Genomic DNA, 23,372 nt, shown 5'->3' with positions numbered 1-23,372 from the left:
AATACGGAATGTTTCAACTCATCCGACGACTAAAATTAGGAGAAAAAAGACAATATTCCCGGGATGCAGCCTAAAATATTCACAACAATAACCACTGCACCGAGCCAGCCATGAACGCCTTGCATAAATCAGTCCACCACAGTGCCGTTTTCGATCATCCGGAGATGGGCGATCACGAAGACATCGTTTTCGTCCAGGACAAGGCCACCGGCCTGAAGGCAATCATTGCCGTCCACGACACCACGCTCGGCCCGGCACTTGGCGGCTGCCGCGTCTGGCCCTACGAGAACCCGGCGGATGCGCTGACGGATGCCCTGCGCCTGTCCCGTGGCATGACCTACAAGAACTCTCTGGCAGGCCTTGATCTCGGCGGCGGCAAAGCCGTCATCATTGCCGACCCACGCAAGGACAAGTCCGAAGCCCTGATGGAAGCGTTCGGCCGCCATGTGGAGCGCCTGTCCGGCACCTACATCACCGCAGAAGACGTCGGCGTGTCGCCAGACGACATGGAAGCCGTTGCCCGCCAGACCGCCCATGTGCGCGGCACCAAGGCAACCGGCCTCGGAGACCCGTCGCCCTATACGGCTCTCGGTGTCTTCGAAGGTATCAAGGCGTCCGCAAAATTTGTCTATGGCAGCAGCGACCTTTCCGGAAAGACTGTCTCCGTGCAGGGACTGGGCCACGTGGGACATGACGTTGCCCGCCAGCTTCACGAAGCCGGTGCAAGGCTCATCGTTTCCGACATTCATGCACCGGCTGTGCTGCGTGCCATCGATGCGTTCGGAGCCACAGCGGTTGATCCGGCCGAAGCTCATATGGTGGAGGCGGATATCTTCGTTCCCTGCGCTCTCGGGGCAGGCCTCAATGCTCGCACCGTTCCGCAAATCCAGGCGAAGATCGTTGCAGGGGCTGCCAACAACCAGCTGCAGACGCCGGCGGACGGCGAGGCCCTGAAGAAACGCGGCATCCTCTACGCTCCCGACTACGCGATCAATGCCGGTGGCGTGATCTCCATTGCCCTGGCAACAGCGGACAGCGGCGACAAGCTGGTGCGTGAAAAGACGATCGCCATCGGCGAAACGCTGGCAACGATTTTCGAGCGGGCCGCCCGCGAAGGCAGCACCCCGGAACGCGTGGCCGACACAATGGCGGAAGAGCGTCTGGCAAAAGCGAAGTCGGCCTGATTAAAGCTTTCACGTCAAACGGAAACGGCGGCCTTGAGCCGCCGTTTTTTGCTTTGCCTGTTTCCGGTTGTCGGGCCTGCATACGGTCGGCAGAAGAAAGCACTGCAACAGTGCACCTGATTTAATGCTCAGGTCAGGAAAGCTGGCTTTCATTGGCTGCCTTGAACATCTGCCTCACGAGGTTCTTCGCGTCCTCAACGGCTCTTTCCCCCATTTCCGCATAACAGGCGGTGACACCTTCATGCAGGAGGTAAAGACGCGAGGCGAAGCTTTCCTGCCCGCTCAATTCGCCGAAGAAACGCAGAAGCTCGCCTTTGTGGCGCTTGACCATCGCCGCTATTTCGGTGCTGCCGGGATTGGCCGCAAGCGCCTGGCGGAACAGACACTCCTTGCCCGCCGTCATGCGCATCCAACCACCCAGCTTGTCAAAAAGCTGAACGGCGGCCTCAAGCCCGGGCGACGTCACACCTTCGCGAACATAGAAGAGATAGCGTCGATGCCGGTATTCAAGGGCGCCCAGCACCATCGCCTCGCGCGAGGGAAAATGACGGTAAAGCGTGCGCATGCTGACACCCGCGCCGGCCCTGAGTTCGGGAACGCTCGGTTCGGCGAAACCCCGGCTCCAGAAAACCTCTTCCAGGCGAGCGGCAATATGTTCCTGCGCGTTTTCCATGAGTAAACCTTGGGATTTATACATCGGCTTTTCAAGGAAAACCTTCACCGAAACTTATTGTAAGTAATTTCCCTTAAATAACCATAGATAGAAATTTACAGATTACATTCATTTAACCAAGAAAAACGAAACGGAGAATAAAATCCGAAAACGTATTCTCAAAGGAATGGGAAATAGCTGAACCAGCTAAAAAAAATCAGCAGTCGTTTTGACCTGACGAATACCATTCGACCAGAAAATCAACAAAGGCGCGCACCTTGGCACTCAAGTGCCGGCGGTGCGGATAAACTGCATGAATACCGCGCATCGGCTCCTCATAGGCCTCCAGTAGCGTAACCAGTTTGCCGTCGCGGATATCTTTGGACACAAAAAACAGCGGCGTACGAAGGAAACCGAGGTTACATAACGCCGCTTCGCGCGCCGCGGCAGCGCTGTTGACTTCCAGCGGGCCTTTCACTGCCACCGACGAACGCTCTCCATTCGTGTAGAAGGCCCAGTTCTGCTTGAAGCGGTAGTTCGTATCGATGATGCAAGGCCGTGTGGAAAGATCAGCGGGCACATTCGGCGCCCCATAGGTCTCGATCGCCTCAGGCGTGGCGCACACCACGGTGCGAAAGGGAGCAATCTTGCGGGCGATCAGGCTGGAATCTTCCAGTTGGGTGACCCGGACCGCAAGATCGAAACCTTCTTCCACGAGATCGACGAAGCGGTCTTCCAGCCTGAGGTCCAGATTGATTTCCGGATACTTCACCAGAAAATGCATCATGGCCTGGTTCAGCAGGTCGTCGCCCATCGAACGGGGAGCCGAAACACGCAAACGCCCACGGACTTCCTGGTGCGAGGACTGAACCGAGGCTTGCAGATCATCGATCCGCTGCAGGATTTCGGCAGCTTCCTTGTAATAGGCTTCACCGACTTCGGTGAGCGACACCTGACGGGTGGTCCTGTTCAACAGACGCACGCCCAGTTCGTCTTCCAGCTCGCCGACATATTTCGAGACCAGCGCCTTGGAACGCCCCATTTCACGGGCCGCTGCGGAAAATCCGTTTGAATCGACAACTTGAATGAAGCAGCGCATCCGCGTGATTGCGTCCATCCGGCATCCTTCCCGTTGGGGCCATTCCAGAAACCCTGCTTAGCGTATTTTCCGGCGGCCGGTCAAAGGCTTCGCCAAAGGCCGGCCCGGCGGGGCGTTTAGTGCCGGGCAGGTCTGTTGCGGCGTCCAAGGCGCGCTGCGCCGATCAGCAGGCGCATGACAAGCAGCCCGCCAAGCGCACCGACACCTGCACTGGCAAAGCCGGCCGGCGTTACCGGAACGGCTGGCTCGTAGTCTTCGGCCGTTGCCTGCGCCAGGGTTGGGTCGAAGCCGCGCGCAAAGATGATCATGCGATCCAGCGGCCCGGCCGTTTCAAGCTCTTCCCGCTGCAGTTTCAGCCTGCTCAAGCGGATTTCGGCGTTCAGCATGCTGTCGCCCCGCGCTCTGATAAAGGGATCTTCGGAGGATTTCTGACGTGCTATGGCTTCTGCCGACGTCAGCCCGTAACGCTCGGCGTCACGATTGAAATCGGCCAGAATTTCCTCCAGAGCGTCGATGGCCCCACCAAGTCGCTGGCGATATTGCTGTGTGAACTCCGGCAACTGGGACGTCGCGGTTCCACTCAGCAACATGACAATCAGCATCATGATACGTGCCATCGCGTGTCAGGATCTCCCTTTCCAGGTTACGGCCTGTCAGTCCTGCAGACTGATGATCCCGGCTTCCGCGGTTTCCGTTCCGAAGACCAGCCGAACTCCATCGGCATCCCAGGCCATTGTAGACACCGGCCCTAGGCCCGGGCGCCGCAGCAGTACCTCGGCATTGTCCTCGAACCGGCACATCAGGATCATGCCGTCCTGATAGCCGACAGCAACGACATCCTCCTTCGGGTGGCAGGCAACGGCGCTGACCAGGTTGTCACCCCTTGTGCCCAACTGCAGCGGTGTCTGCCCCATCGGCCCGGTTTTGCCGAAGAACGGCCAGAGGATCGCGGCATTGGCACCGGAGGTCGCCAGATATCGCCCCTTGACCGACCAGCTGAACGATTTGACCTTGGCCGGGTAGCCGGTCATGCGCATGTCCTGGCTGTCCGACAGGCGCCAGCCGTGCAATGCGTTTTCCTGCATGGCGGTAACAACATACTTGCCGTCGGGCGAAAAGCTCACGCCCAGATGCGCGCCATTCCAGCTGAGCTCGACCGGTGCGCCGTCCGTGCCGGCCCACCAAAGCGTCGCTCCGTCGTAGCGCCCGACTGCCAGCCGCATGCCCTTGGGCGCGAAGGCAAGACCGCCGACGGCCCGTTCATGCGCGAATTCCTTTTCGCGCCCGTCCGCGAACCGCACCCAGGCGGTGCGGCCGCTGGCAAAGGCAAGCGCACCGGACGGTCCGGCAGCGATCAGGTCGATCCACTTGCGCGGCCGTTCGGCAACGCATTCGCTCGATCCGTCCGCCGCACTCAGGAAGATGCAGCCGTCGTCACCCGATGTGATCAGCCCCTTGCCGTCGATTGTCGGCTCGGCAGCCAGAAGCCCGGCCTTGTGCGGCTTCAGTTTCGTTTCACCCTGTCCGGACAGGACGATGTCGCCTTCTCCGGACGCAAAAAAGGTCGTGTCTTTCAGATAGCCGGCGCGGACGACGAAGCCGTCCACCTCCACGGGAGCAACTGTCGGCAAGTCTCTTCTTCCTTATTGCGCGGCGCAGGCCTGGAAACTGTCTCTCAGGACATCCCAGTTGAGATCGCGTCCGATGAAGACCAGGCGGCTTTCTCGCGGCTCATCCTCTTTCCAGTCGCGCTGATGATCGCCTTCAACGATCATGTGCACCCCCTGGATGACATAGCGCTGCGGATCCCCCTTGAAGGCAATGATGCCCTTCAGGCGCAGAATGTTTGGGCCTTGAACCTGCGTGACCTGGTTGATCCAGGGAAAGAACATGTTGGGATCAAGGTCGCCTGCCTTCAGGGAAATGCTCTTGACCGAATGGGGATCCTCATCGTGGTGATGATGGTGATGTCCATGTCCATGATCGTGTCCATGGTCATGATGATGGTCGTGGCCGTGATGATTGTGGTCATGATCGCAGTCCGGACCGCATTCGTCGGCGTGATGACCATGCTCGAGGAAATGCGGATCGAGCGACAGGATCCTGTCGAGATCGAACGCACCCCGATCCAGCACCTTGGCGATCTCGATACCGCAACGCTCGCTCCGGTGGAGCACGGCATACGGATTGATCGAACGGATACGCGCCTCGACGGTGGCAAGCTCTTCGCCCGAGACGAGATCGGTCTTGTTGATCAGGATGACGTCGGCAAAGGCGATCTGGTCTTCGGCCTCTTCGGTGTCTTCCAGACGCTGCAGCACGTGGCGGGCATCGACAACGGCCACAACCGCATCGAGTTTCGCGGCGGCACGCACATCGTCGTCCATGAAGAAGGTCTGTGCGACCGGAGCCGGATCGGCAACACCGGTGGTTTCGACGATGATCGCGTCAAAGGCATTCTTGCGCTTCATCAGGTTCTGCACAGTGCGGATCAGGTCACCGCGCACGGTGCAGCAGATGCAGCCGTTGTTCATTTCGAAGATTTCTTCGTCGGATTCCACGAGCAGATCGTTATCGATACCGACTTCGCCGAACTCGTTGACGATGACCGCATAACGCTGACCGTGGTTTTCGGTCAGGATCCGGTTGAGAAGTGTGGTCTTGCCGGCACCCAGATACCCCGTCAACACGGTAACGGGGATCTGTGCCTGGCTGTCCTGGGTCGCAGTCATTGCGCGCTTTCCTGGCAGAAGATAAAGGGTCGCCCGCCGATCGGCGGGCCGCTTGGGCGCGAATATAAGCATTTCACCGCCGTATTGGGAGGGCGGTACGGAAATTTCCCTTTTCCCGGCATACCTGTGGACACTCGCCCGAACGCTTTGACCGTTCTTCAGCCTTTTCAAATCCTTGTCCACCGCATTAACGTCGGCTCGAGGAAGCGCGCAAAGGCATGGAGACCAAAATGCTGCACACGATTGGCGGATTTGACCGGATTGGCGAGGAAAACGCATTCGCCGTGCTGGCACGGGCAACGGAACTTGCCGCACAAGGCCGCGATATCATCAACCTGGGCATCGGTCAGCCGGACTTCAAAACGCCGGATCACATCGTTGAAGCGGCCATCAAGGCCCTGCGCGACGGTCAGCACGGTTACACGCCCGCAACCGGCATTGCCCCGTTGCGCGAAGCAGTCTCCGCCGACCTTCTGAAACGTCACGGAGTGGAGACTGACCCGGGCAACGTTCTGATTGTTCCCGGTGGCAAGGTCACCATGTTCATGGCCATCTTGATGTTCGGCGAACCGGGAAGTGAAATTCTCTATCCCGATCCGGGCTTCCCGATCTACCGCTCGATGATCGAGTTCACGGGCGCCCGGCCCGTGCCGGTTCCGATCCGCGAGGAAAACGACTTTGCCTTTTCTGCCGAAGAGACGCTGTCGCTGATCACCGACAAGACCCGTCTGCTGATCCTCAATTCGCCGGCCAACCCCACCGGCGGCGTCACCCCGCGTGCTGAAATAGAAAAGCTCGTCGCCGAGCTGGAACGCTTTCCTGATGTAGCCGTCATGTCCGACGAAATCTATTCGCAGATGACCTATGACGGCATGGAACACGTCTCCCTGCTGGGGTTCCCGTCGCTGCGCGACAGGCTCATCCTGCTCGACGGCTGGTCGAAGACCTATGCCATGACCGGCTGGCGGATGGGTTTCTCCCTCTGGCCCGAAGGCCTGATCGACAAGGCGCGCAAGCTCGCGGTCAACGCGTGGTCCTGTGTCAACGCCCCCGCCCAGTTCGGCGCTCTTGCAGCGCTTACCGAACCGCAAACCGCAGTGGCGGACATGGTTCAGGAATTCGATGGCCGGCGCAAGGTGACCGTTGACGGCCTGAACGCCATTGAGGGTATTTCCTGCCGCGTTCCGCTTGGTGCCTTTTATGCCTTTCCGAATATCAAGCAGACCGGCTGGAAGGCCAAGGCACTTGCATCCGCCCTTTTGGAAGAGACCGGCGTTGCGACCATCGGCGGCCCCGACTTCGGTGTATTGGGCGAAGGCTATATCAGATTGTCTTACGCGAATTCCACGAACAACATACGCGATGCCCTGGGACGGATAGAAAAATTCCTGAACGAAAACCGCAAGAACTGAACACTTGGCACAAATACTGATCGTCAGACCTTTCCAAGGTTAACATGCGTATTTTCTTCAAGGAGTCTTCCGTTACGTATCCCTTTTATTAAACTTTTATTGTCTTGAATGACACCGCGACCCGCACAAAGGTCGGACAATGGGGACGGAAATGACCAAGAACATCACTTTGGATCTTGAACAGACGTTCGGCGATTTGAACGAATGTGTCCTCGTGACCAACCCCGAACGCACCATCGTTTTCATAAACCAGGCTATGTCCAACCTGCTGAAGGTGGATCGCGAAAAGGTCGTCGGCACGACAACGAAACGGTTCTTCGCCAATCCGAACCAGTTTGCCCAGATGGCGGAACTCTACCAATCGCCAACGGATCACCGGAACCGCAAGGCCTATTCAATAGATCTGGCGCTCGAAGACGGGTCGACCGTATCCGTCGAGGTTGTCAGCGCACCGCTGTTCGATACAGATCACACATTGACCGGCATCCTGTTTATCGCGCGGGATCTGGCGGAACGAAAGGCGCTGGAAAGCAAACTGAGTGACATCGCCTTGACGCTTGAAGATGCGCTGGACGCGATTTCGGAAGGCTTCGCACTCTACGACAAGGATGACCGGCTGGTTATCTGCAACGACAATTATCGCGAGATCTATGCCCATTCGGCACCGGCCATGTTCCCCGGCAATCGTTTCGAGGACATCCTGCGGTTCGGCCTGAACCGCAAGCAATACGAGACGGGCGGCAAGACGGACGACGAATGGTTGGCGGAGCGCCTCGATCGGCATCAGGCCGGCGATGGCTCGATCCTGGAGCAAAACCTCAGTGACGGCCGCTGGCTGCGCATTTCGGAAACCCGCACCCGCGCCGGCGGCATCGCCGGCATCCGATTCGACATCACGGAACTCAAACACGCTCAGGCCAAGGCGGAAAACGCCTACAAGAACCTTTCGCTTATGGCCGACAACATTGTGGCCAGCGTCACCGAGGTCGATCTGGAGGGCAGATGCGTCTTCATCAACAAGACCGCGTGTGACTGGTTCAACGAAAAACCGGAAACTCTCATCGGCACCCGGCTTCGTGACCGCTTGCCCTGGAAGGAACGCGAAGCCGTTCGCACGATCTTCGAGGAAGCGATGAGCGGTGAGAAGGTTTCATCGGAAGTCAGCTTCCATTTTCCCGACGGCATTTTGCGCGAATGCCTGATGAGCTGTAACCCGCGCTTCGGCGATGATGGTGCCGTTGAAGCTATCGTGGTTCTGATTTCCGATATAACCGACCGGAAGAAAACGGAACGTACGCTGGCCGAGCTTTATGCCATCACCTCGACCCGCGAGCTCGGCCACGAAGACAAGATTGCCGAAATCCTCCGTCTGGGGACCGAACATTTTGAGGTTCCCTTCGGCATTATCAGTCACGTGATTGACGACCACTACACGATCACACACGCCCAGAGCCCGGAAGGAGAACTCGTTCCGGGCACTACGTTCCCGTTGCAGGACACCTATTGTCTGTTGACGCTGAAGTCCGAAGAGCCGATCGCGACCGCAAACGCCGCAAGCTCGGAGTTCGCCAGGCATCCCTGCCACGAGATCTTCAAGTTGGAGACGTATATCGGCGCCCCGATTCTCGTGGATGGTGAAGTTCATGGGACAATCAACTTCACCGCCCCGGACGTGCGCAAAAGGGCATTCTCCCCGTCGGATCTTCAGATCGTGCGTCAGTTCGCGGACTGGGTCGGACATGAGATCGCCCGCCAGCGCGATCACCAGGCCCTGATGAACGCCAAGATCAACCTGGAGCGGGTCGCCAGCATCGACGACCTGACCCAGATCCTGAACCGCCGCGCTTTCCTGGAACGGGCCAATACAGAAGTGCAACGCTTCCGTCGCACCAAGCGCCCCTTCACGGCTGTGATGATGGACATCGACAAGTTCAAGCAGATCAACGATCTGTACGGCCATGCCACCGGCGACGAAGTTTTGAAAAAATTTTCCGATACCGTCAGCAGCGCCCTGCGTGCCGTCGACATCTTCGGCCGGGTCGGCGGCGAAGAGTTCTGCATGATCCTGCACAACGCAGAAATCGAAGATGCCATGCTGGTGTGTGAACGCCTGCGGGTGAAGATTATCGAGGAATGCCAGCTCGACATCGTCAAACAGACGGTCACCTGCAGCATGGGCCTTGCCACCGTCGCCCGCGAAGATCTGGAATTTTCGACCCTCATGCAAAAGGCCGACACGGCGCTTTATGAGGCAAAGGCGACGGGACGCAACAAATGCGTTGCCCACAAGAGTTCGTATCCGGAACACGCTCCGGCCCTCTGACCGGCCCAGACCGTCTGGCCTGCTCGCGGCCACGTTCGACACGCGATGCCGTAGCGTTTTCCCGGTTTCCCGCGCAAAACTTCGCGCTAATTCAAACCCAACGCGCCAATATGTCGCATCGGGACGTATTCTTGCCGTTCTTTTGACGCCGCCCTCCGTATATGCAACAGTAGTGTAATCGTAGCGGAGCGGGACAAGACGACATTACACTAGAATGCAATACTGAAGCGGACCCTCCGCGCAAGGACCTCTACGGCTTGAATCTTGTATATTCTTGCCTGAACAGATCTTGGAGGGACATTTGTTCACAAAAATACTAGTTCCGATTGACCTCAGTCATGCGGATAAACTTGAAAAAGCCATCGCAACGGGTGCTTATATAGCAAAAACCAATAGTATTCCCGTGGTATTTGCGGCGGTAACTTCAAACACCCCAAGCGCCCTTGCCCACACTCCGGACGAGTTTCGGGAAAAGCTGGCTGCCTACGCTGCCGCAGAAGGGCAGAAACACGGGATCACCGCTACCGGTCATGCCGTTTTCTCTCACGATCCGGCTGTCGACCTGGAAAACGCGATTCTGAAGGCTGTTCACGATACCGGTGCGGATCTCGTGGTCATGGCAACGCACATCCCGCACGTGCCGGATCACTTCTGGCCGTCGAACGGTGGACGCGTCGCGAGCCATGCAGATGTTTCCGTCTTCCTCGTGAGATAACCCGTTTCCCGAACAAAAGGAGCGCTCCCATGAGCGACAATCAAGGCATTCCGGATCCGGAAGGCGCCGCCAATCTCATCGACACCGAATACGAGATTGGCCAGGACAACATCGAAACTTCTGTCGGCCCTTTCAGCCTCGACATCCACAATCCGGTTTTCCTGGTCTCTGGCCTGACCATCGTTGCCTTCGTCTTTCTGACCCTTGCCTTTCAGACCGAAGTCGGCCCGATGTTCGATCATCTGCGCAAGTGGCTGACATCGAACCTCGACTGGTTCTTCATCATCTCCGGCAACGTCTTCGTCCTCGTCTGCCTGGCGCTGATCGTCACACCCCTCGGCAACGTCCGCATCGGCGGCAAGGACGCCGAGCCCGACTATACCTACTTTGGCTGGTTCGCCATGCTGTTCGCCGCCGGCATGGGCATTGGCCTGATGTTCTTCGGCGTTCTGGAACCGGTCTATCACATGGCCTTTTCCGAGCCGATCGGTGTGCCAAAGCCCTTCGACGCCGACGGCAATATCATTCCGGAAAATGTCGCGGCCGCGAAGGCCATGGGCATGGCCGCAACCATCTTCCACTGGGGCCTGCACCCCTGGGCGATCTACGCCGTGGTCGCACTCGCTCTTGCGATCTTCTCCTTCAACAAGGGTCTGCCGCTGACCATGCGCTCGGTATTCTATCCGATCTTCGGTGAGCGCACCTGGGGCTGGCCGGGCCATGTCATCGATATCCTGGCCGTGTTCGCGACCCTGTTCGGTCTCGCGACCTCACTTGGCTTTGGCGCCCAGCAGGCAAATGCGGGTCTCGATTTCGTCTTCGGCATTCCTGTCAGCACCACGGCACAGGTCGTGTTGATCATCGGCATCACCGGCGTTGCGCTGGTCTCGGTTCTGCGTGGTCTCGACGGCGGCGTGAAGGTTCTGTCGGAAATCAACATGCTGATTGCGGCTCTGCTGCTGGTCTTCGTGATTGCCGCTGGTCCGACCGCAACGCTGGTCTCCGACTTCTTCTCCAACATTATTGCCTACGGCAGGGAAATCGTACCGCTGTCGATGCCGTTCGGCCGCGAGGACGACAGCTTCCGCCAGGGTTGGACATCGTTCTACTGGGCCTGGTGGATTTCCTGGTCGCCGTTTGTCGGCATGTTCATTGCACGCGTCAGCCGTGGCCGCACTGTTCGGGAGTTCATCGTCTGCGTCCTGATCATTCCGACCATCGTCTCCGTAATCTGGATGACAGCGTTCGGCGGCACCGCCATCGAACAGGTCCTGGCCAGCAGCGACAGCCAGGTGCATGAATATGTGATCGCGAGCTACAGCCCTGAACTGTCGCTGTTCGGCATGCTCGCCGATCTGCCGATGGCATCGATCACCTCGTTCATCGCCATCATTCTGGTCATCGTGTTCTTCGTCACCTCCTCGGACTCCGGCTCTCTGGTGATCGACACGATCACGGCAGGCGGCAAGGTCGATGCGCCGGTGCCGCAGCGCGTGTTCTGGTGCACCTTCGAAGGTCTGGTCGCCATCGCGCTTCTGCTTGGCGGAGGTCTGGGAGCCCTGCAGGCAATGGCAGTCTCGACCGGGTTCCCCTTCACGATCGTGCTGTTGCTGGCCTGCTACGCCATCTTCAAGGGACTGGCGGACGAACCGCGCTGACCTGAAACAGCAGGAACACCTGGAACGGGCGGCTCTGGTCGCCCGTTTTTGCATCCGAACATGACGAGCCACGTTGCAGTCATCGCAGACAGGCGAAGCGCGAGCCGGAATCAGGGAACCGCCGCCTCGAAATTTTTTGGATTGTTCCAGACCCGCGCGAGGCGAGGGTCGACCGGATGATCCGACGGCCTCTTAAAAGCAGGCGGCAATCGCCAGCCGACTTGTCTAGTCGGCCAGCTTGGGGGCCAGGCGCACGCCGGGAGGCGGCGAGCTTTCACGGATCCGCACATCGGGCTCGATCACGATGGGCGTATTGGGCACGCGGTCACCCGCGATCTGGCGCAGCAGGGTCAGTGCAGCCAACCGTCCGATCTTGTCCGGCTGGGCTGACACCGTCGTCAGCGCGGGCGTACGCGCATCGGCGCCGTCGATATCGTCGTAACCGGTAATCGCCATGTCCGGCCCCGGCTCGATCCCCGCTCGCCGGAACGTGGTCATCATTCCAAGGGCGACGAGATCGTTGAAGCCGACGATGGCTGTGGGGCGATGTTCGGCTTCCAGGATCTTCGGCACTGCAGCCCGGCCATCGGCCTGAGTCATCAGCTCCGGCAGGTCAAGCTGGCTTGCGGGATCGATCCCCGCTTCTTCCAGCGCCTTGCGCCAGCCCGCATTGCGGTAGCGGCCGGTCGAGCTGCCACGGCGACCGCCAACCATGGCGATGTCCTTGTGTCCCTGTTTGATCAAGTGCTTGGTGATCTGATAGGTGCCGGCAAGATCGTCACCGCGTACGCACGGTGCCCAGACTCCCGGAACCTCGCGCGCCACCAGCGTCACGGGTATCCCCTGGTCCACCAGCCTGTTGATCTCTTCGGCCGAGGTTCCGACCGAAGGACACAGGATCAACCCGTCCGCGCGGTGCTGCAACAGCGTGTTGACGAACGCACGCTGGCGTTTGACGTCGTCGCGGTGGTTGCAGATGAAGATCATCTGCCCCTGCTCTTCCAGAACGTCCTCGAGCGCAGAAAAGACTTCGGCGAAGTAAGGGTTCAGGATGTCATGAACGGCAACGCCCACAATCTGGCTGCGGGCGGTTCTGAGAGAAGCCGCCGACCGGTTGTAGATATATCCGATCTCCTCCGCGGTCTGCTTGACCTTCGCCCTGGTTTCCTCGGCAACAAGCGGACTGTCCCGAAGCGCCAGCGACACGGTTGCCGTGGAAATACCGAGCTGGTCGGCAATGTGCCCGAGAGTGAGCCTTTTACCAGGCTTTTGCGGAAATTCCGGCTGGGAGGGAGGGGAACCGTTGTCTTCAGACATTCCTATTTCTCAATAACCGCAGCGGCGTTGGGAGAGACCGTTATAGCCCTCTCCCCTCTGGGTAAACAGGTTTTTCTGTTTTTCCGAAGTTTGGGATCGAAGCCCCTCACAAGGATCAGCGCCGTCCAGCGGGAGCGGAATCGTCGAATTCCTCACGTAGATTGACGACAACCCTGCGGTTCTGAGACTGACAGGTTACCTTGTCGCAATCCGTTACCGGACGCTCCACGCCATACCCCTTCACCCACATGCGCTTGGGGTTGACCCCCAACTTGACCAGTTCGGCCATGACCGCGTTCGCCCGCTGGGTCGACAATGTCTTCTGCGCAGCCTCGCTGCCCGGATCGTCGGCGTGGCCCTGGATCTTGACCAGCCACTTCTTGTTCGATTTCAGCCACTTGGCCTGATTTTCGATTGTGATGCGAGCCTCATCGGTGACCACAGCCGAGCCCTGGTCGAAATAGACCCGGCGACCGACATTGATGATGAATTCCTCTTCCGAACCCGACGAAATATTTCCGAAACCGGCGGCCGGTGCGTTGGTCACATCGGGTGACGACAATCCACCCGCGCTGTTGCAGCCGGCGACTCCAAATCCGATCATGAGCGCAAAAACTGCACCCCGGCCGATCCGGCCAAATGTATTTTCCAAGGAAAGCCCCCAAATCCTCTTTAAGTTTCCCCCTCGCCCGGCAGCCCTCAGCCCCTTCGACTGCAGCTCCGCCGGTCGATTGCAAATTGCTCCGGATGAACGGGCTCAGCCCGCTTTCTCTCCAAGATGTTCCAGCACCAGAACGCCGGTTCCCTTCGGGCAGCGCTGGTAAAGGTCGACAATGTCTTCCGGGAACATGCGCACGCAGCCACTCGACACATCATGGCCGATGCTCCAGGGCTCCAGCGTGCCGTGCAGCCGGTACCCGAGGTCGCTTCCATCCCGATAGAGATACAAGGCCCGTGGCCCTAGTGGATTGTTGGCAGCTCCGCCTTCGACCATTCTTGGCAGATCCGGCTGCCGCTTCAGCATCTCCGGTGGCGGCACCCACCGCGGCCAAAGGGCCTTGCGGTCAATCCGGGCGCGGCCGAACCACTGGAAGCCTTCACGCCCGACGCCAACTCCATAACGAAGCGCGGTGTTGTTTTCCCATACCCAGTACAGGAAGTGATTGTTGGTATCGACCACCACAGTGCCGGGTGGCTCGTCACTGAAATACTTCACCATCTGTCGATGCCAGACGGGATCGATCTTCTTGAAGTTGGTTCTTCTGTATTGAAACCCGCTATCTTCCTGATAGCCACTGAAATAAGCGTTTGCAGCTGCATTGGCGTGCGCCATCTGCGGCAAGGCCAATGAGCCTGCCGTGGCTGCTGCCCCTGTCAAGAACCTGCGGCGGTTCAGCTCCATCCCACACCTCCCTTAAAGGCTGGCGATCCTTCCTGACCGGCGGTTGTTTTAACCCCGGCGGGTATTAAGAAGGGAACTATCCAATCCCGTCAACCGCCTAAGGCCAGCGTACGGGCAGATGCAGCCTTGATCAGATCCCCTTCACGCGTTCCCGGTAGAGGATGTAGAGGCCGGATGCGACAACGATGGCTGCCCCGAGAATGGTCGTATACGTGGGCACGTCGTCGAAGATCAGGAAGCCAAGCGCGATCATCCAGACAATCTGCGTATAGATGAAGGGCGCCAGTACCGGTGCAGGCGCGATCCTGTGCGCCATGATGAACAGGAAATGCCCACCCGCACCAAAAGCGCCGGTCGCGAACAGCAGAACCCATGTCCACAGGTCCGGAGGCGTGACCCAGACCGAGATACCGGCCGGCGCCATGGCAATGGCTGCGACAATACCTGAAATGATCAGCATTCCGGCAGAGCTGTCCGTTGCCGTGAGCTGGCGTGTCAGCAGCGCATAGACCGCATAAAAGGACATGGCCGCAACCGAATAGATCGCCGCCCAGTGCATACCGCCAAGTCCTGGCCGGGTGACCACCAGAACCCCGATGAAGCCGACAATGATCGCAATCCAGCGGCGTAATCCGGCCCATTCCCCAAGCAGCGGCCCGGCAAGGGCCGTGATGACGAACGGCGCGGCGAACATGATCGACATTGTTTCGGCCAGCTGCAGGTAACGAACCGCCAGGAAGTTGAAAATAGTGGTACCGAGCAGACAGAACGACCGCACGATCTGCAGAACCGGCCGGTTCGTCTTCAGGAGCGAAGGTTTCTTCCAGACCTGGAACAGGACCAGGGAGAGGATCACATGACTGACGAACCGCATCCAGACGATCTGCAGCGTCGGCAGGCTGGCCGACATGTATTTGGCCGTTGCATCCAGAACGGAAAAACTGAGGCAAGCCAGCACGATGAGACCGATCCCGGCGAGCGGCGCCGTGGCAGCGGCGGCTTTGCCGGTCGAACGGTGCTGACTGTCATGCGCCATCGGCGGCGGCCCTTTTCAAACGATCATCCGTAGATGAAAAAGAGAGTAGCGGACATGTCCCGGCAGGAACGGTCCGGTTGAGATAATTGCACCAACCCACTACCTAACCTTAAAAGACAAGCGGGGGCGGTTATGCCGGTTGCAGAAATTGAAACATGGCTGGGACGCCTTTCCATTACGGAAGTTGACGGCGCAATCACCCAATTACACTGGAACGGGCCCTCTGGCAAAGAAGAAACACCGTTGCTCAAGGAAGCAGCACGCCAGGTACAGGCCTATCTTGCGGGTGATCTGAAAACCTTCGACCTGCCGCTCGCCCCGAAAGGCGGCGAGCTGCACCAGGCGGTGTTCAAGGCGATGCTCGCAATCCCCTATGGCGGAACCCGCACCTATGGCGACCTTGCCAGGGAGCTGGACACATATGGGCAGCCGATCGGCCAGGCCTGCGGAGCCAACCCGATACCGATCATCATCCCCTGCCACCGGATCCTGTCGGCGAACGGCCTTGGCGGATATTCCGGCTCGGGCGGTACGGAAACAAAGATCGCCCTTCTGAAACTGGAGGGTGGCTACCCGTTCCTGGTCTAGCGCAACTCAAGTCGTCAATGTCAAACACCTGCCACTCCGGCCCTGTCGATAAAGGCAAAGACCGGAGCGGCGGCAGGGACCCGCCGAGACGCATGCTCTGACCGATTGGTCATATCACGCGCACGGCAGGCTCACATTTCCTCACAGGACCAGAGAATCTGCTCCCGTGATCTCGACAAACTGCGGTCGGCTGTCGGGCAGCTCAAGCTCGTCTGCAAGCGCCGCCAGCGGGTCTGCATCCCTCAACGGTCCGAAATCGAAGCCCGACAGTTCTTCCAGAAAGGCAACGGACACCTGGAACGTCTTGTACTCACCAAAGGCGAACCCTTCGACAGCTTCCGTCTCGCGGCGGTCCTGCAGGTATTTCTGAATGGCCTGTCCCTGACTTAACAGATAGGCGGTCGCGTGCAGGCGAAGACTGCCGTCGTCCTGCAAGGCATCCATCACCACCACTTTCCAGTACTGCAGGGGCAGATTGATGCCGACTCCATCGAGGAACGGATCCTCGTCGTCGTCGAAAAGGGGGCCTGTGAAGACCGTTGCCCGGAAGGCATGGGTCTTTGTGCTGTCGAGGATATGGTTTTCCAGACCTTGCCAGGTGGACCGGTTCTGGTTGAGGGAGGAATGCTGCGGCGAGGCGTTCGTGTAGTGAAACGTATCGTCGTTTGCCAGTTGCGCCACCGGGCGGTCATCGCCCCAGTTCGGGTCCTCGCGCCGGACCATGTGTCCCCGGTCCAGATCTCCCGGGAAGTCGCCCTTGCCGAGCTGCGCTTCCACCGGAATGCGCCGATCGAAAAACCACTTGTCCGGTTTCTTGCGTTTGATCTTGATTGCCTTTTCGCCGTCGATGTTGACGACAGTGACCACGGGGCTTCTGCGATCGACATCATAGAGAAGCCCGAAGTGGGTATAGCGCAGCTCATGCTGACGGCCGGCGAGCGCATCCGTCGGGCTGGCCAGATTGAACATGCCGTCCGGCAACTTCGGAAAGTCGACCTTTTTCGACAGGAAGTTGGGATCGTAGCCGTTCCGGCCGATAAAATGGTTCGGGTCGTGGAAACCGTCGGCCACCTCCTGTTCAAGGCTAGCCTCGACCAGAACCTGTGTGGGCCGATTGCCTGACAGAAGGTCCCGCAGCGTGCTCGCCCTGACAGCGCTGTTGGCAATTCCATAGGCTCCGGCGAAGTGCAACCCCACCACCTTGTTGCGATCAAGGCTCAGGATCGGTGAGCCGGAGTTTCCACCGAGCGTGGTGCAGTCGTGGCTGAGCACGGTTCCCGGCGCAACCGGCATCATCTTGCCCGGAGCAAACCGCTTCACATCGTAGAGGCCCTTGAAATACTTCTCCATTTCGGTGCGGTCGTTTCGGCTGTCGAAGGCCGGATAGCCGATCACCGCAACGATCTCGTCCGTTTCCGCGTCTGTACCCACCAGAGGCAAGGGCGCCACGGCGAAGCCGGCAGGTTTTTCGATCCGCCCGATCGCGACGTCGGCGCTGGCATCATCTGCAAGATAGGTGAAGCGAAGGATCTCGGCCGGGCGCTCGTCTGACGGCAACGCGCCAACCTCTTCGTTGAAATCCACGCGCGCACCGTAACGGACCATCGTGAAGGGCGAGCGCATGAAGACGCCCTCTCCCCTGGCGTTTCGGCGTGCGACAATCTTGGCCACGTGCCGGTTGGTCACGACAAGAAGATGCCGGCCATCGGCTTCTTCTCCAACCACCCAGGCGGTTCCGCCCCAGGTCATCGAGTGGTTGATGAATTCAACCCGCCCGACCGAGCCGATCCAGTGTTCGTTCCGCTTGATCTTGATGTCTATGTCGGCACCAAACTCATCCGGCAGCGGGATCAGCGAGACCGCGCCGTTTTCAACAACCATCGGCGGCCGGGTAACCAGTCGCACGATGGCTTCCAGTTGCGTCAACGGCGTGCCGGCGGCTTCAAGCTGGCCGAGGGACATATCCAGCGCATCAAGCGTATCCGGTATGTCCAGTCCAAGTTGCTCAACAAAGGGGTGTCCTGCCTCGATGGCGCGTTTCGCAGCCTCAAGCCGTCCGCCCGATTTCAATGCTTCGAGCCGTCCCTGACTTTCCAATAATGCTCGCGTGTTCATGGAAATTCCTCCAATATCAATGTCTGTATTATTGTCCGGTATTCCCCATAGGTTCGGGCATCGACGAGGCTTGCGGCCTTGCCGGAAACACGGAACCTGAACAGTGCCCGGTTCTCTCCTTTCTTTCGTGTTTGACGAACCTGCAAACGCACGCGACTAGAACAATGTCGACGCGTCGACCGGTTCGTTTCTTTTCGCAGCATCAGCCCCGATCACGGCCAACGCCGCTGCCAGGGCTGGCCCCATGAGCCTGGGTGCAAGGGCAGCTGCAATGTCCTGGGCAGAGCCCGCGGTCATCGCCATTGCCAGAGGCCGCATCAGCCGTCGCTCGAAAACACTCCGGGCACGCCGGGCCCCTTCTTCCGTGTCGGGATAGTCGGCCGCATAGGCCAATCGCCGCAACAGCGCTCGGGCGGTTGCCGGCGGATCCTTCCGCGAAAGCAGACTGTTGACCCGCGCCATCAGCAAGACATCGCTCTCGCCGTTGCCCCAGTAAGACGGCGGCGTACCCGGGTAGGACCAGATACCGCCACTGAAGCGACGCCAGCGTTCGGCCGCCCGCGCAACCGTCGGCGCATCCGGAACAGCATTGAACACTGCAAATGCCCCTACCCAGTCGCAAGTAAGGCCCAGTGCCCCCAGAATTTCCGGTCCTTCGATCTCGATGTCGCTGGAATAGCGTTCGAAACTGTCGAAGAGATCAGGCGTTCCCAGCATCTCCAGCGTTTCATGCAACCCCTCGTAAAACCCGCGCAGATATTGCGCCATGCGCGGACTGTGCTGAATGCGTGCAAGAACGCTCAAGGGCGCGATCGCAGGGTTCATTCGGGCAATGGTGTGCTGATCCGTGTCGGGATGCTGCTGTCCAGTCATGATCGCAAACCGCTCGGCGCGGTTGGCACCCTGCCGGATTGCATCTGCCGGGTATTCCGAAACCCTCTCGCCGAACCTGAAGACGGACATGGCAACCGGATCCAGGATCTCCACATACTCCGGCCGCCCTTCCTGGCTGGCCATGAGAGCGAATTCCAGCGCCCCCTTCAGGGCAATCCTGGAACCCTCGGAACGCGCCTGCCAGGCTGTTGCCGCCAGTTTTTCATCACCCCGCAACCGGGCGACAAGTCCGTCGAAATCCGCTTCCGCCTCGATTTCCAGCAGGACCAGCCCGTAGAGGCCCGGGTCTTCCCGGCTCAATCGTTCGAGCAAGGAGTTCGGCAGCTTCCGCCAAAGGGACATGGCCCGCGCCCACTGGCCGGAGAGCCAGAAATAGGCAAGCGTGGCAGCAGCTTCGGGACGGGAAGGTGACGGATTTCGCGGAAAGGCGTTGTTGAGGGTGAAGATATGATCGGCCTCGAACACATCGCCCCGCCGAAGGGTCAGTTCGAGTTCGCGGATCAGCTCCGGCTCGACCTCCTCCGCTTTCGAAGTCGGAACCGGTTCGGATGTTCCCTGCTCGCTGCTGGTATAGCGCGCCCGGCGTGAGCGCTCGCCGCGCTCCTGCAGGATGGCATTCGTCGCCGGAAGTGGAAGCTCGTCCAGTTCATCTTCGCTGAGGCCCGCAACATCGGCTGCGGTGAATTCGGGCATCGGGTCTCCGGCCCGCGTCGCCTGGAAGGCATGATAGAGCGCGGTCTCACGGTCGAACCCGGCAAACCAGTTTGCCGCCGCCCGGTCTATTCTTGCGGCCAGCTCCGGCTTTTCGACGTAGAGCATGGGCAGGATTTCCCGCCGCAGGTCGCTGCGGTGTTTCAGCCAGTCCTGACCGTCAACGGCCACCAGCCAATGGTGGCTGCTGAGTTCCTGCCAAAGTCGCCTGGACGCAGCTTCATCGATATCCTCACCGAGCCCGAGCGCCGGCGCCAGAACGAACTGGATTGCCTCGGCGCTGATCCGGCGCAGGACAAGACCAGGATGTGCCAGCTTCGCCAGCAGCGGGTCGTCAATGCGCGAAAGGATAGCCCGGTAAAGATAGGCTTCCGTGATGCTGCCTGCTTCGCCGTATTCCAGTTCACCCGGATCGAAGTCCTCCGCCTGCGTTACCTTGGCTGAAAGCCGCAGCATCAGCGGGTTGCCACGCGAAAGTTCGAAGATCCTGTCATGCAAGTCCGGGGGAGCCCCCAACTTGTCCAGAAGATTGCGGGATTCCGTCTCGCTCAGGCCTTCCAGCTCCAGAGGCGGTCCCTCAATGCGTTTACGGACGGAATCGAGCGCATCTCCCCGTCCGGCCGCAATGATCGAGATCGGCGACAGCCCGGCCCGCACCAGATTGTCCAGAACCTCGAACAGCAGAATGGGCCGGGTTTCGCCATGACCGCGCAACACTTCAAGCGTATCCAGCACCAGGACCACCTGCCCGCCATGCGACCGCACCGCAGCGCCCATGGCATCGACCAGCTCGGTCGGCAAAAGGGTACTGCTCACCGTCGTGCCGGTCGTTTCCGCATTGCCGGAATACTTGAGCCTCAGGTCGCGCAGTCTGGGGGCTTCGTCCGTCAGGATATCGCCCAGCTGGCGGGAGAGCTCATGCACCAGCTTGTCGGGATCTTCCAGGTTCAGCCCGCGCCGGTCGAAGTCCAGGCGCAGAACGATTGGCGCCTTTTGAACAGACCTGTGTTCCGCCATTGCCCGGTCAATCAGAAAGGATTTGCCGATGCCCGGCAGACCGGTGATGAACAAGGCGCTGACAGGTGTTTTTTCCTGGGGCCGCGCGCACCAGTCGAGCAAGCGGGCCAGTTCCTTCTCCCGGCCAAAAAACTCCCGGCTCAGCATGGCATTGGCCCGCCTTGCGGCATCCACGCGGTTCATGACACCGCGCAGGCGCACCAGCAACGGATAGGCAGGCGCACTCGGTCCGGCCCTGTCGAGGTCATCGGATATCTCTTCGATCCGTTTGAGCTGATCCTGCTCGGGCAGATCCGGAGTCTCCGCAATCAGTCGTTCGATGGTCTCCTGCGAGAACGGTTCGTCACCACGCAGGGCTCTGGCAACAGGTGTGTCTTCCTCCGGTGTTTCGATGGTCTTGAGCACACCATGGCGAGGCCCGTTGCGAAGAGACCAGACCGGCTCGGAGGAAATTTCCAGGACGACCTTGTTGAGCTCTGTCAGCAGCCGGGCAATCGTCAATGGCGTCAGCTTGTCCTGCAAGACCTTGGACGCCGCCTCCACCGCATCACGCGGCGTGAAGGTTTTGCGCGTTGCGGCAAACCGCATGGCCGCCTTCAGGCCTTCCGCGAGCTGGTCACCGTCCTTGCTCATGGCGATGATGCTCCTTCGGCCGGAAGCAACGGTGCGAGAGACCTTTGCAAATTTTCCGAAACGGTTTTCACTTCCGCACTGCGATAGACCGTTCCCTGGGCTTGCACGCCGTGAAGGGCCTGCATCAGAACGAAATCGACCACATGCGTCGGCAGGCCAAGCCCCAGCGATCGGTTGATCGCCTCAAGCGTATGACGGACATCCTCGCGGTCGAACTGGCCGATGTAATCCACCATCACTCCCGGCCCGGTCAGCGCACTGGCATTTTCCGCCTTTGGCCCCGGAACGCTGTATGTCTCTCCACCGGCCATGACAAATCGAAGGCGCGTATCGCTCAGGATCATTGCCAGAAGCAGTTCCAGTTGCTGTTGTGCCGCCTTGCGCAAGCCTCCGCGCGGATTGTCGAAATAAATCCAGCTCGGCTTGTCCGCGGTTGCGCCGGTCGTCTTGGCCAGGAGGTCCACCAGTTGTCTGGCGCGGTCCTTGTCGCTTGCCCCTTCACTGGTTTCGTCGTCCGCAGCCCCCGGCCGTGCCAGCAGCGGCGTTCCGCCGTGCAATCTCTCGTTCAGCGTTTCCAGCAGGTCTTCCATTCCCAGAAACAGTTCAACCCTGAACACCTGCGCCGTTTGACCGTTCTGCGCCAGAACCTGACACAAGAGATCGTAGGAAAATTCCAGTCCCGTCGTCTGGTCGATCTCCATCCGCTTGATCCAGATCCCGCGCAAGTGACGGGCGGCTCCCCGCACCACGTCATGGATGGCATGACAATAGCGCTGCCGTCCGATAATCAGATGACCATCGACACGCCCTGTCAGCGAATAGATGTAAGGCGGGGCCCGGTCCTCCGCAATTGCCTGTGTAAATTCGTCTATGCCGGCGAAGGTGGCGTAAGGAACGATCTCGGAAACGCCGTTCAGCTGCCCCTGATGGAAGCCGGCGAATGCAAGATCCGTGTCGAAAACCGACCCGCCTGACGACCCGGGTCTGGTGACACCGTCCTCCCATTCCAGTTGGATACGAGGCGGATCATCGATCGTCGCACGACCGGTAACGAAGGTGACGCCCCTGCCGTTGTCGTCCTGTCTGTGGCTCAGGCAAAGCTTTCTCCGCCCGGTGATCCACGCCGGAGGTTTCGCCGGCAATTCGTAATACGTTGTCATCGGTTGCTCGATGGCGAGCAAGGCGACATCCGGGTTGGCACGCAGGATATCCCCGTCCTGCAGACCGACATCCCATTGATCGTCATGGCAAGGCATCTCGAAACGCACACCAAGCACGCGCAGCGACTTGCTCCCTTCTTGCGTGCGAACCGTGAGGCCGGACCGGCGCTCCTTCCGCTTGTCCTTGACTGTCACATGCCAGGCGGTCAACGCGAGCCGGTGAGACACGAGTGTCGCGATACCGCAAAACCCTATTTCGTCGAAAACATACAGCTTGAAGCCCAGCATCTTGTGCGCGAAATCACCGAGATCCTCGAGGTCGAAATTGGCGGCGTTGATCGGCTCGATTGGTTGGGTGAGGTGGAACATGAACTCCCAGCCAAGATTTTCCTCGTTCAGATAATCAGCCAGCAGTTCTTCAAGAGGCTGCCCGGTGATGCCCGCCGTGCTGCGCAAGGCATCCAGCGTCATCAGGGAATCCGTGAACCCCTGAACCCGGCGCAACACCCTGTCGACAGCCGCTTCGTTCTGCTCCAGATGCTGCTTCAGCTCTGCACTGGTTACCGGCATGACCAACACCGTATCGAGAATCGTTAAATCAATCGAGCCTGTCTCTTCGAGCCGACACGTCAGTCAACCGCCGACGATCGGATGAGAATATGCGTCTTGTCGGTCAAAATACGGCCAACCGCACGTTCTCCCAGGCTTCGGAACCCAAGGGCAC

The 23,372-nt window shown here is 59.4% G+C and carries 18 protein-coding genes; 6 read left to right on the top strand and 12 right to left on the bottom strand.

Going from position 1 to position 23,372, the window contains the following annotated elements; genetic code table 11:
• Positions 1–110: 110 nt before the first annotated feature.
• Positions 111–1,184, top strand: coding sequence for a Glu/Leu/Phe/Val dehydrogenase dimerization domain-containing protein (locus FIU93_RS09815; RefSeq protein WP_152505487.1), 1,074 nt, complete (start codon positions 111–113; stop codon positions 1,182–1,184).
• Between the two features lie 133 nt (positions 1,185–1,317).
• Here the strand turns inward: FIU93_RS09815 and FIU93_RS09810 are convergent, their stop codons facing one another.
• The 5 genes from FIU93_RS09810 to FIU93_RS09790 form a co-directional block, all read right to left on the bottom strand.
• A complete protein-coding gene (locus FIU93_RS09810) occupies positions 1,318–1,857 on the bottom strand; it encodes a TetR/AcrR family transcriptional regulator (protein WP_152505486.1) in 540 nt (179 codons plus the stop codon).
• Between the two features lie 196 nt (positions 1,858–2,053).
• A complete protein-coding gene (locus FIU93_RS09805; protein ID WP_023003634.1) occupies positions 2,054–2,953 on the bottom strand; it encodes a LysR family transcriptional regulator in 900 nt (299 codons plus the stop codon).
• Positions 2,954–3,051: 98 nt separating this feature from the next.
• The gene (locus FIU93_RS09800) at positions 3,052–3,552 is read right to left on the bottom strand and encodes a DUF2937 family protein (RefSeq protein ID WP_152505485.1); all 501 of its coding nucleotides are present in this window, start codon (positions 3,550–3,552) and stop codon (positions 3,052–3,054) included.
• A 36-nt stretch (positions 3,553–3,588) separates the two neighbouring features.
• Positions 3,589–4,566: a WD40 repeat domain-containing protein gene (locus FIU93_RS09795; RefSeq protein ID WP_152505484.1), complete on the bottom strand. Its 978-nt coding sequence runs from the start codon at positions 4,564–4,566 to the stop codon at positions 3,589–3,591.
• A 12-nt stretch (positions 4,567–4,578) separates the two neighbouring features.
• Positions 4,579–5,667, bottom strand: coding sequence for a GTP-binding protein (locus FIU93_RS09790; RefSeq protein WP_152505483.1), 1,089 nt, complete (start codon positions 5,665–5,667; stop codon positions 4,579–4,581).
• 230 nt (positions 5,668–5,897) lie between these two features.
• On the opposite strand from FIU93_RS09790, the gene FIU93_RS09785 reads away from it, so the two are divergent.
• The 4 genes from FIU93_RS09785 to FIU93_RS09770 all read left to right on the top strand — a co-directional run bounded on the left by FIU93_RS09785 (position 5,898) and on the right by FIU93_RS09770 (position 11,775).
• Positions 5,898–7,079 (top strand): pyridoxal phosphate-dependent aminotransferase, encoded by a 1,182-nt coding sequence (locus tag FIU93_RS09785; protein ID WP_152505482.1) that lies wholly within the window; start codon positions 5,898–5,900, stop codon positions 7,077–7,079.
• Between the two features lie 151 nt (positions 7,080–7,230).
• Positions 7,231–9,402 (top strand): diguanylate cyclase, encoded by a 2,172-nt coding sequence (locus FIU93_RS09780; RefSeq protein WP_152505481.1) that lies wholly within the window; start codon positions 7,231–7,233, stop codon positions 9,400–9,402.
• Positions 9,403–9,676: 274 nt separating this feature from the next.
• Positions 9,677–10,117, top strand: a complete 441-nt coding sequence (locus tag FIU93_RS09775; protein ID WP_208984754.1) for a universal stress protein — start codon at positions 9,677–9,679, stop codon at positions 10,115–10,117.
• 29 nt (positions 10,118–10,146) lie between these two features.
• Positions 10,147–11,775 (top strand): BCCT family transporter, encoded by a 1,629-nt coding sequence (locus tag FIU93_RS09770; protein ID WP_152505480.1) that lies wholly within the window; start codon positions 10,147–10,149, stop codon positions 11,773–11,775.
• A gap of 225 nt (positions 11,776–12,000) precedes the next feature.
• Here FIU93_RS09770 and FIU93_RS09765 read toward each other — a convergent pair whose 3' ends face one another.
• The 4 genes from FIU93_RS09765 to FIU93_RS09750 all read right to left on the bottom strand — a co-directional run bounded on the left by FIU93_RS09765 (position 12,001) and on the right by FIU93_RS09750 (position 15,530).
• Entirely contained in the window at positions 12,001–13,092 is a 1,092-nt protein-coding gene (locus FIU93_RS09765; RefSeq protein WP_055661151.1) for a LacI family DNA-binding transcriptional regulator, read from the bottom strand.
• A gap of 115 nt (positions 13,093–13,207) precedes the next feature.
• On the bottom strand, positions 13,208–13,744 hold the full coding sequence (locus FIU93_RS09760; protein ID WP_023003655.1) for an OmpA family protein: 537 nt from the start codon (positions 13,742–13,744) through the stop codon (positions 13,208–13,210).
• A 105-nt stretch (positions 13,745–13,849) separates the two neighbouring features.
• Positions 13,850–14,494, bottom strand: a complete 645-nt coding sequence (locus FIU93_RS09755; RefSeq protein WP_062486959.1) for a L,D-transpeptidase family protein — start codon at positions 14,492–14,494, stop codon at positions 13,850–13,852.
• A 130-nt stretch (positions 14,495–14,624) separates the two neighbouring features.
• Positions 14,625–15,530 carry a DMT family transporter gene (locus FIU93_RS09750; RefSeq protein WP_152505479.1) on the bottom strand — a complete coding sequence of 302 codons (906 nt, stop codon included), beginning with the start codon at positions 15,528–15,530 and terminating at the stop codon, positions 14,625–14,627.
• Positions 15,531–15,662: 132 nt separating this feature from the next.
• Between FIU93_RS09750 and FIU93_RS09745 the strand changes: the two genes are divergently transcribed.
• Complete coding sequence (locus FIU93_RS09745) at positions 15,663–16,118, top strand: methylated-DNA--[protein]-cysteine S-methyltransferase (protein WP_023003661.1); 456 nt, start codon at positions 15,663–15,665, stop codon at positions 16,116–16,118.
• Between the two features lie 141 nt (positions 16,119–16,259).
• On the opposite strand, the gene FIU93_RS09740 is transcribed toward FIU93_RS09745, so the two are convergent.
• The 3 genes from FIU93_RS09740 to FIU93_RS09730 form a co-directional block, all read right to left on the bottom strand.
• Positions 16,260–18,233, bottom strand: a complete 1,974-nt coding sequence (locus tag FIU93_RS09740; RefSeq protein WP_152505478.1) for a DNA/RNA non-specific endonuclease — start codon at positions 18,231–18,233, stop codon at positions 16,260–16,262.
• 156 nt (positions 18,234–18,389) lie between these two features.
• On the bottom strand, positions 18,390–21,488 hold the full coding sequence (locus FIU93_RS09735; protein ID WP_152505477.1) for an AAA family ATPase: 3,099 nt from the start codon (positions 21,486–21,488) through the stop codon (positions 18,390–18,392).
• Entirely contained in the window at positions 21,485–23,218 is a 1,734-nt protein-coding gene (locus FIU93_RS09730; RefSeq protein WP_152505476.1) for a serine protease, read from the bottom strand. The genes FIU93_RS09735 and FIU93_RS09730 overlap by 4 nt, the downstream gene beginning before the upstream one ends.
• Between the last annotated feature and the right edge of the window lie 154 nt (positions 23,219–23,372).

Source organism: Labrenzia sp. THAF35, assembly GCF_009363595.1.
In the GTDB taxonomy this organism is placed as follows: Bacteria; Pseudomonadota; Alphaproteobacteria; order Rhizobiales; family Stappiaceae; genus Roseibium; species Roseibium algicola.
This window is presented reverse-complemented; position numbering and strand designations above follow the sequence as displayed.

Coding starts and splice junctions, on each gene's coding strand:
- FIU93_RS09800 (WP_152505485.1), bottom strand. CDS start 3,552: ATGGCACGTATCATGATGCTGATTGTCATGTTGCTGAGTGGAACCGCG.
- FIU93_RS09745 (WP_023003661.1), top strand. CDS start 15,663: ATGCCGGTTGCAGAAATTGAAACATGGCTGGGACGCCTTTCCATTACG.
- FIU93_RS09805 (WP_023003634.1), bottom strand. CDS start 2,953: ATGGACGCAATCACGCGGATGCGCTGCTTCATTCAAGTTGTCGATTCA.
- FIU93_RS09765 (WP_055661151.1), bottom strand. CDS start 13,092: ATGTCTGAAGACAACGGTTCCCCTCCCTCCCAGCCGGAATTTCCGCAA.
- FIU93_RS09740 (WP_152505478.1), bottom strand. CDS start 18,233: ATGAACACGCGAGCATTATTGGAAAGTCAGGGACGGCTCGAAGCATTG.
- FIU93_RS09790 (WP_152505483.1), bottom strand. CDS start 5,667: ATGACTGCGACCCAGGACAGCCAGGCACAGATCCCCGTTACCGTGTTG.
- FIU93_RS09755 (WP_062486959.1), bottom strand. CDS start 14,494: ATGGAGCTGAACCGCCGCAGGTTCTTGACAGGGGCAGCAGCCACGGCA.
- FIU93_RS09785 (WP_152505482.1), top strand. CDS start 5,898: ATGCTGCACACGATTGGCGGATTTGACCGGATTGGCGAGGAAAACGCA.
- FIU93_RS09770 (WP_152505480.1), top strand. CDS start 10,147: ATGAGCGACAATCAAGGCATTCCGGATCCGGAAGGCGCCGCCAATCTC.
- FIU93_RS09735 (WP_152505477.1), bottom strand. CDS start 21,488: ATGAGCAAGGACGGTGACCAGCTCGCGGAAGGCCTGAAGGCGGCCATG.
- FIU93_RS09730 (WP_152505476.1), bottom strand. CDS start 23,218: ATGCCGGTAACCAGTGCAGAGCTGAAGCAGCATCTGGAGCAGAACGAA.
- FIU93_RS09815 (WP_152505487.1), top strand. CDS start 111: ATGAACGCCTTGCATAAATCAGTCCACCACAGTGCCGTTTTCGATCAT.
- FIU93_RS09750 (WP_152505479.1), bottom strand. CDS start 15,530: ATGGCGCATGACAGTCAGCACCGTTCGACCGGCAAAGCCGCCGCTGCC.
- FIU93_RS09780 (WP_152505481.1), top strand. CDS start 7,231: ATGACCAAGAACATCACTTTGGATCTTGAACAGACGTTCGGCGATTTG.
- FIU93_RS09810 (WP_152505486.1), bottom strand. CDS start 1,857: ATGGAAAACGCGCAGGAACATATTGCCGCTCGCCTGGAAGAGGTTTTC.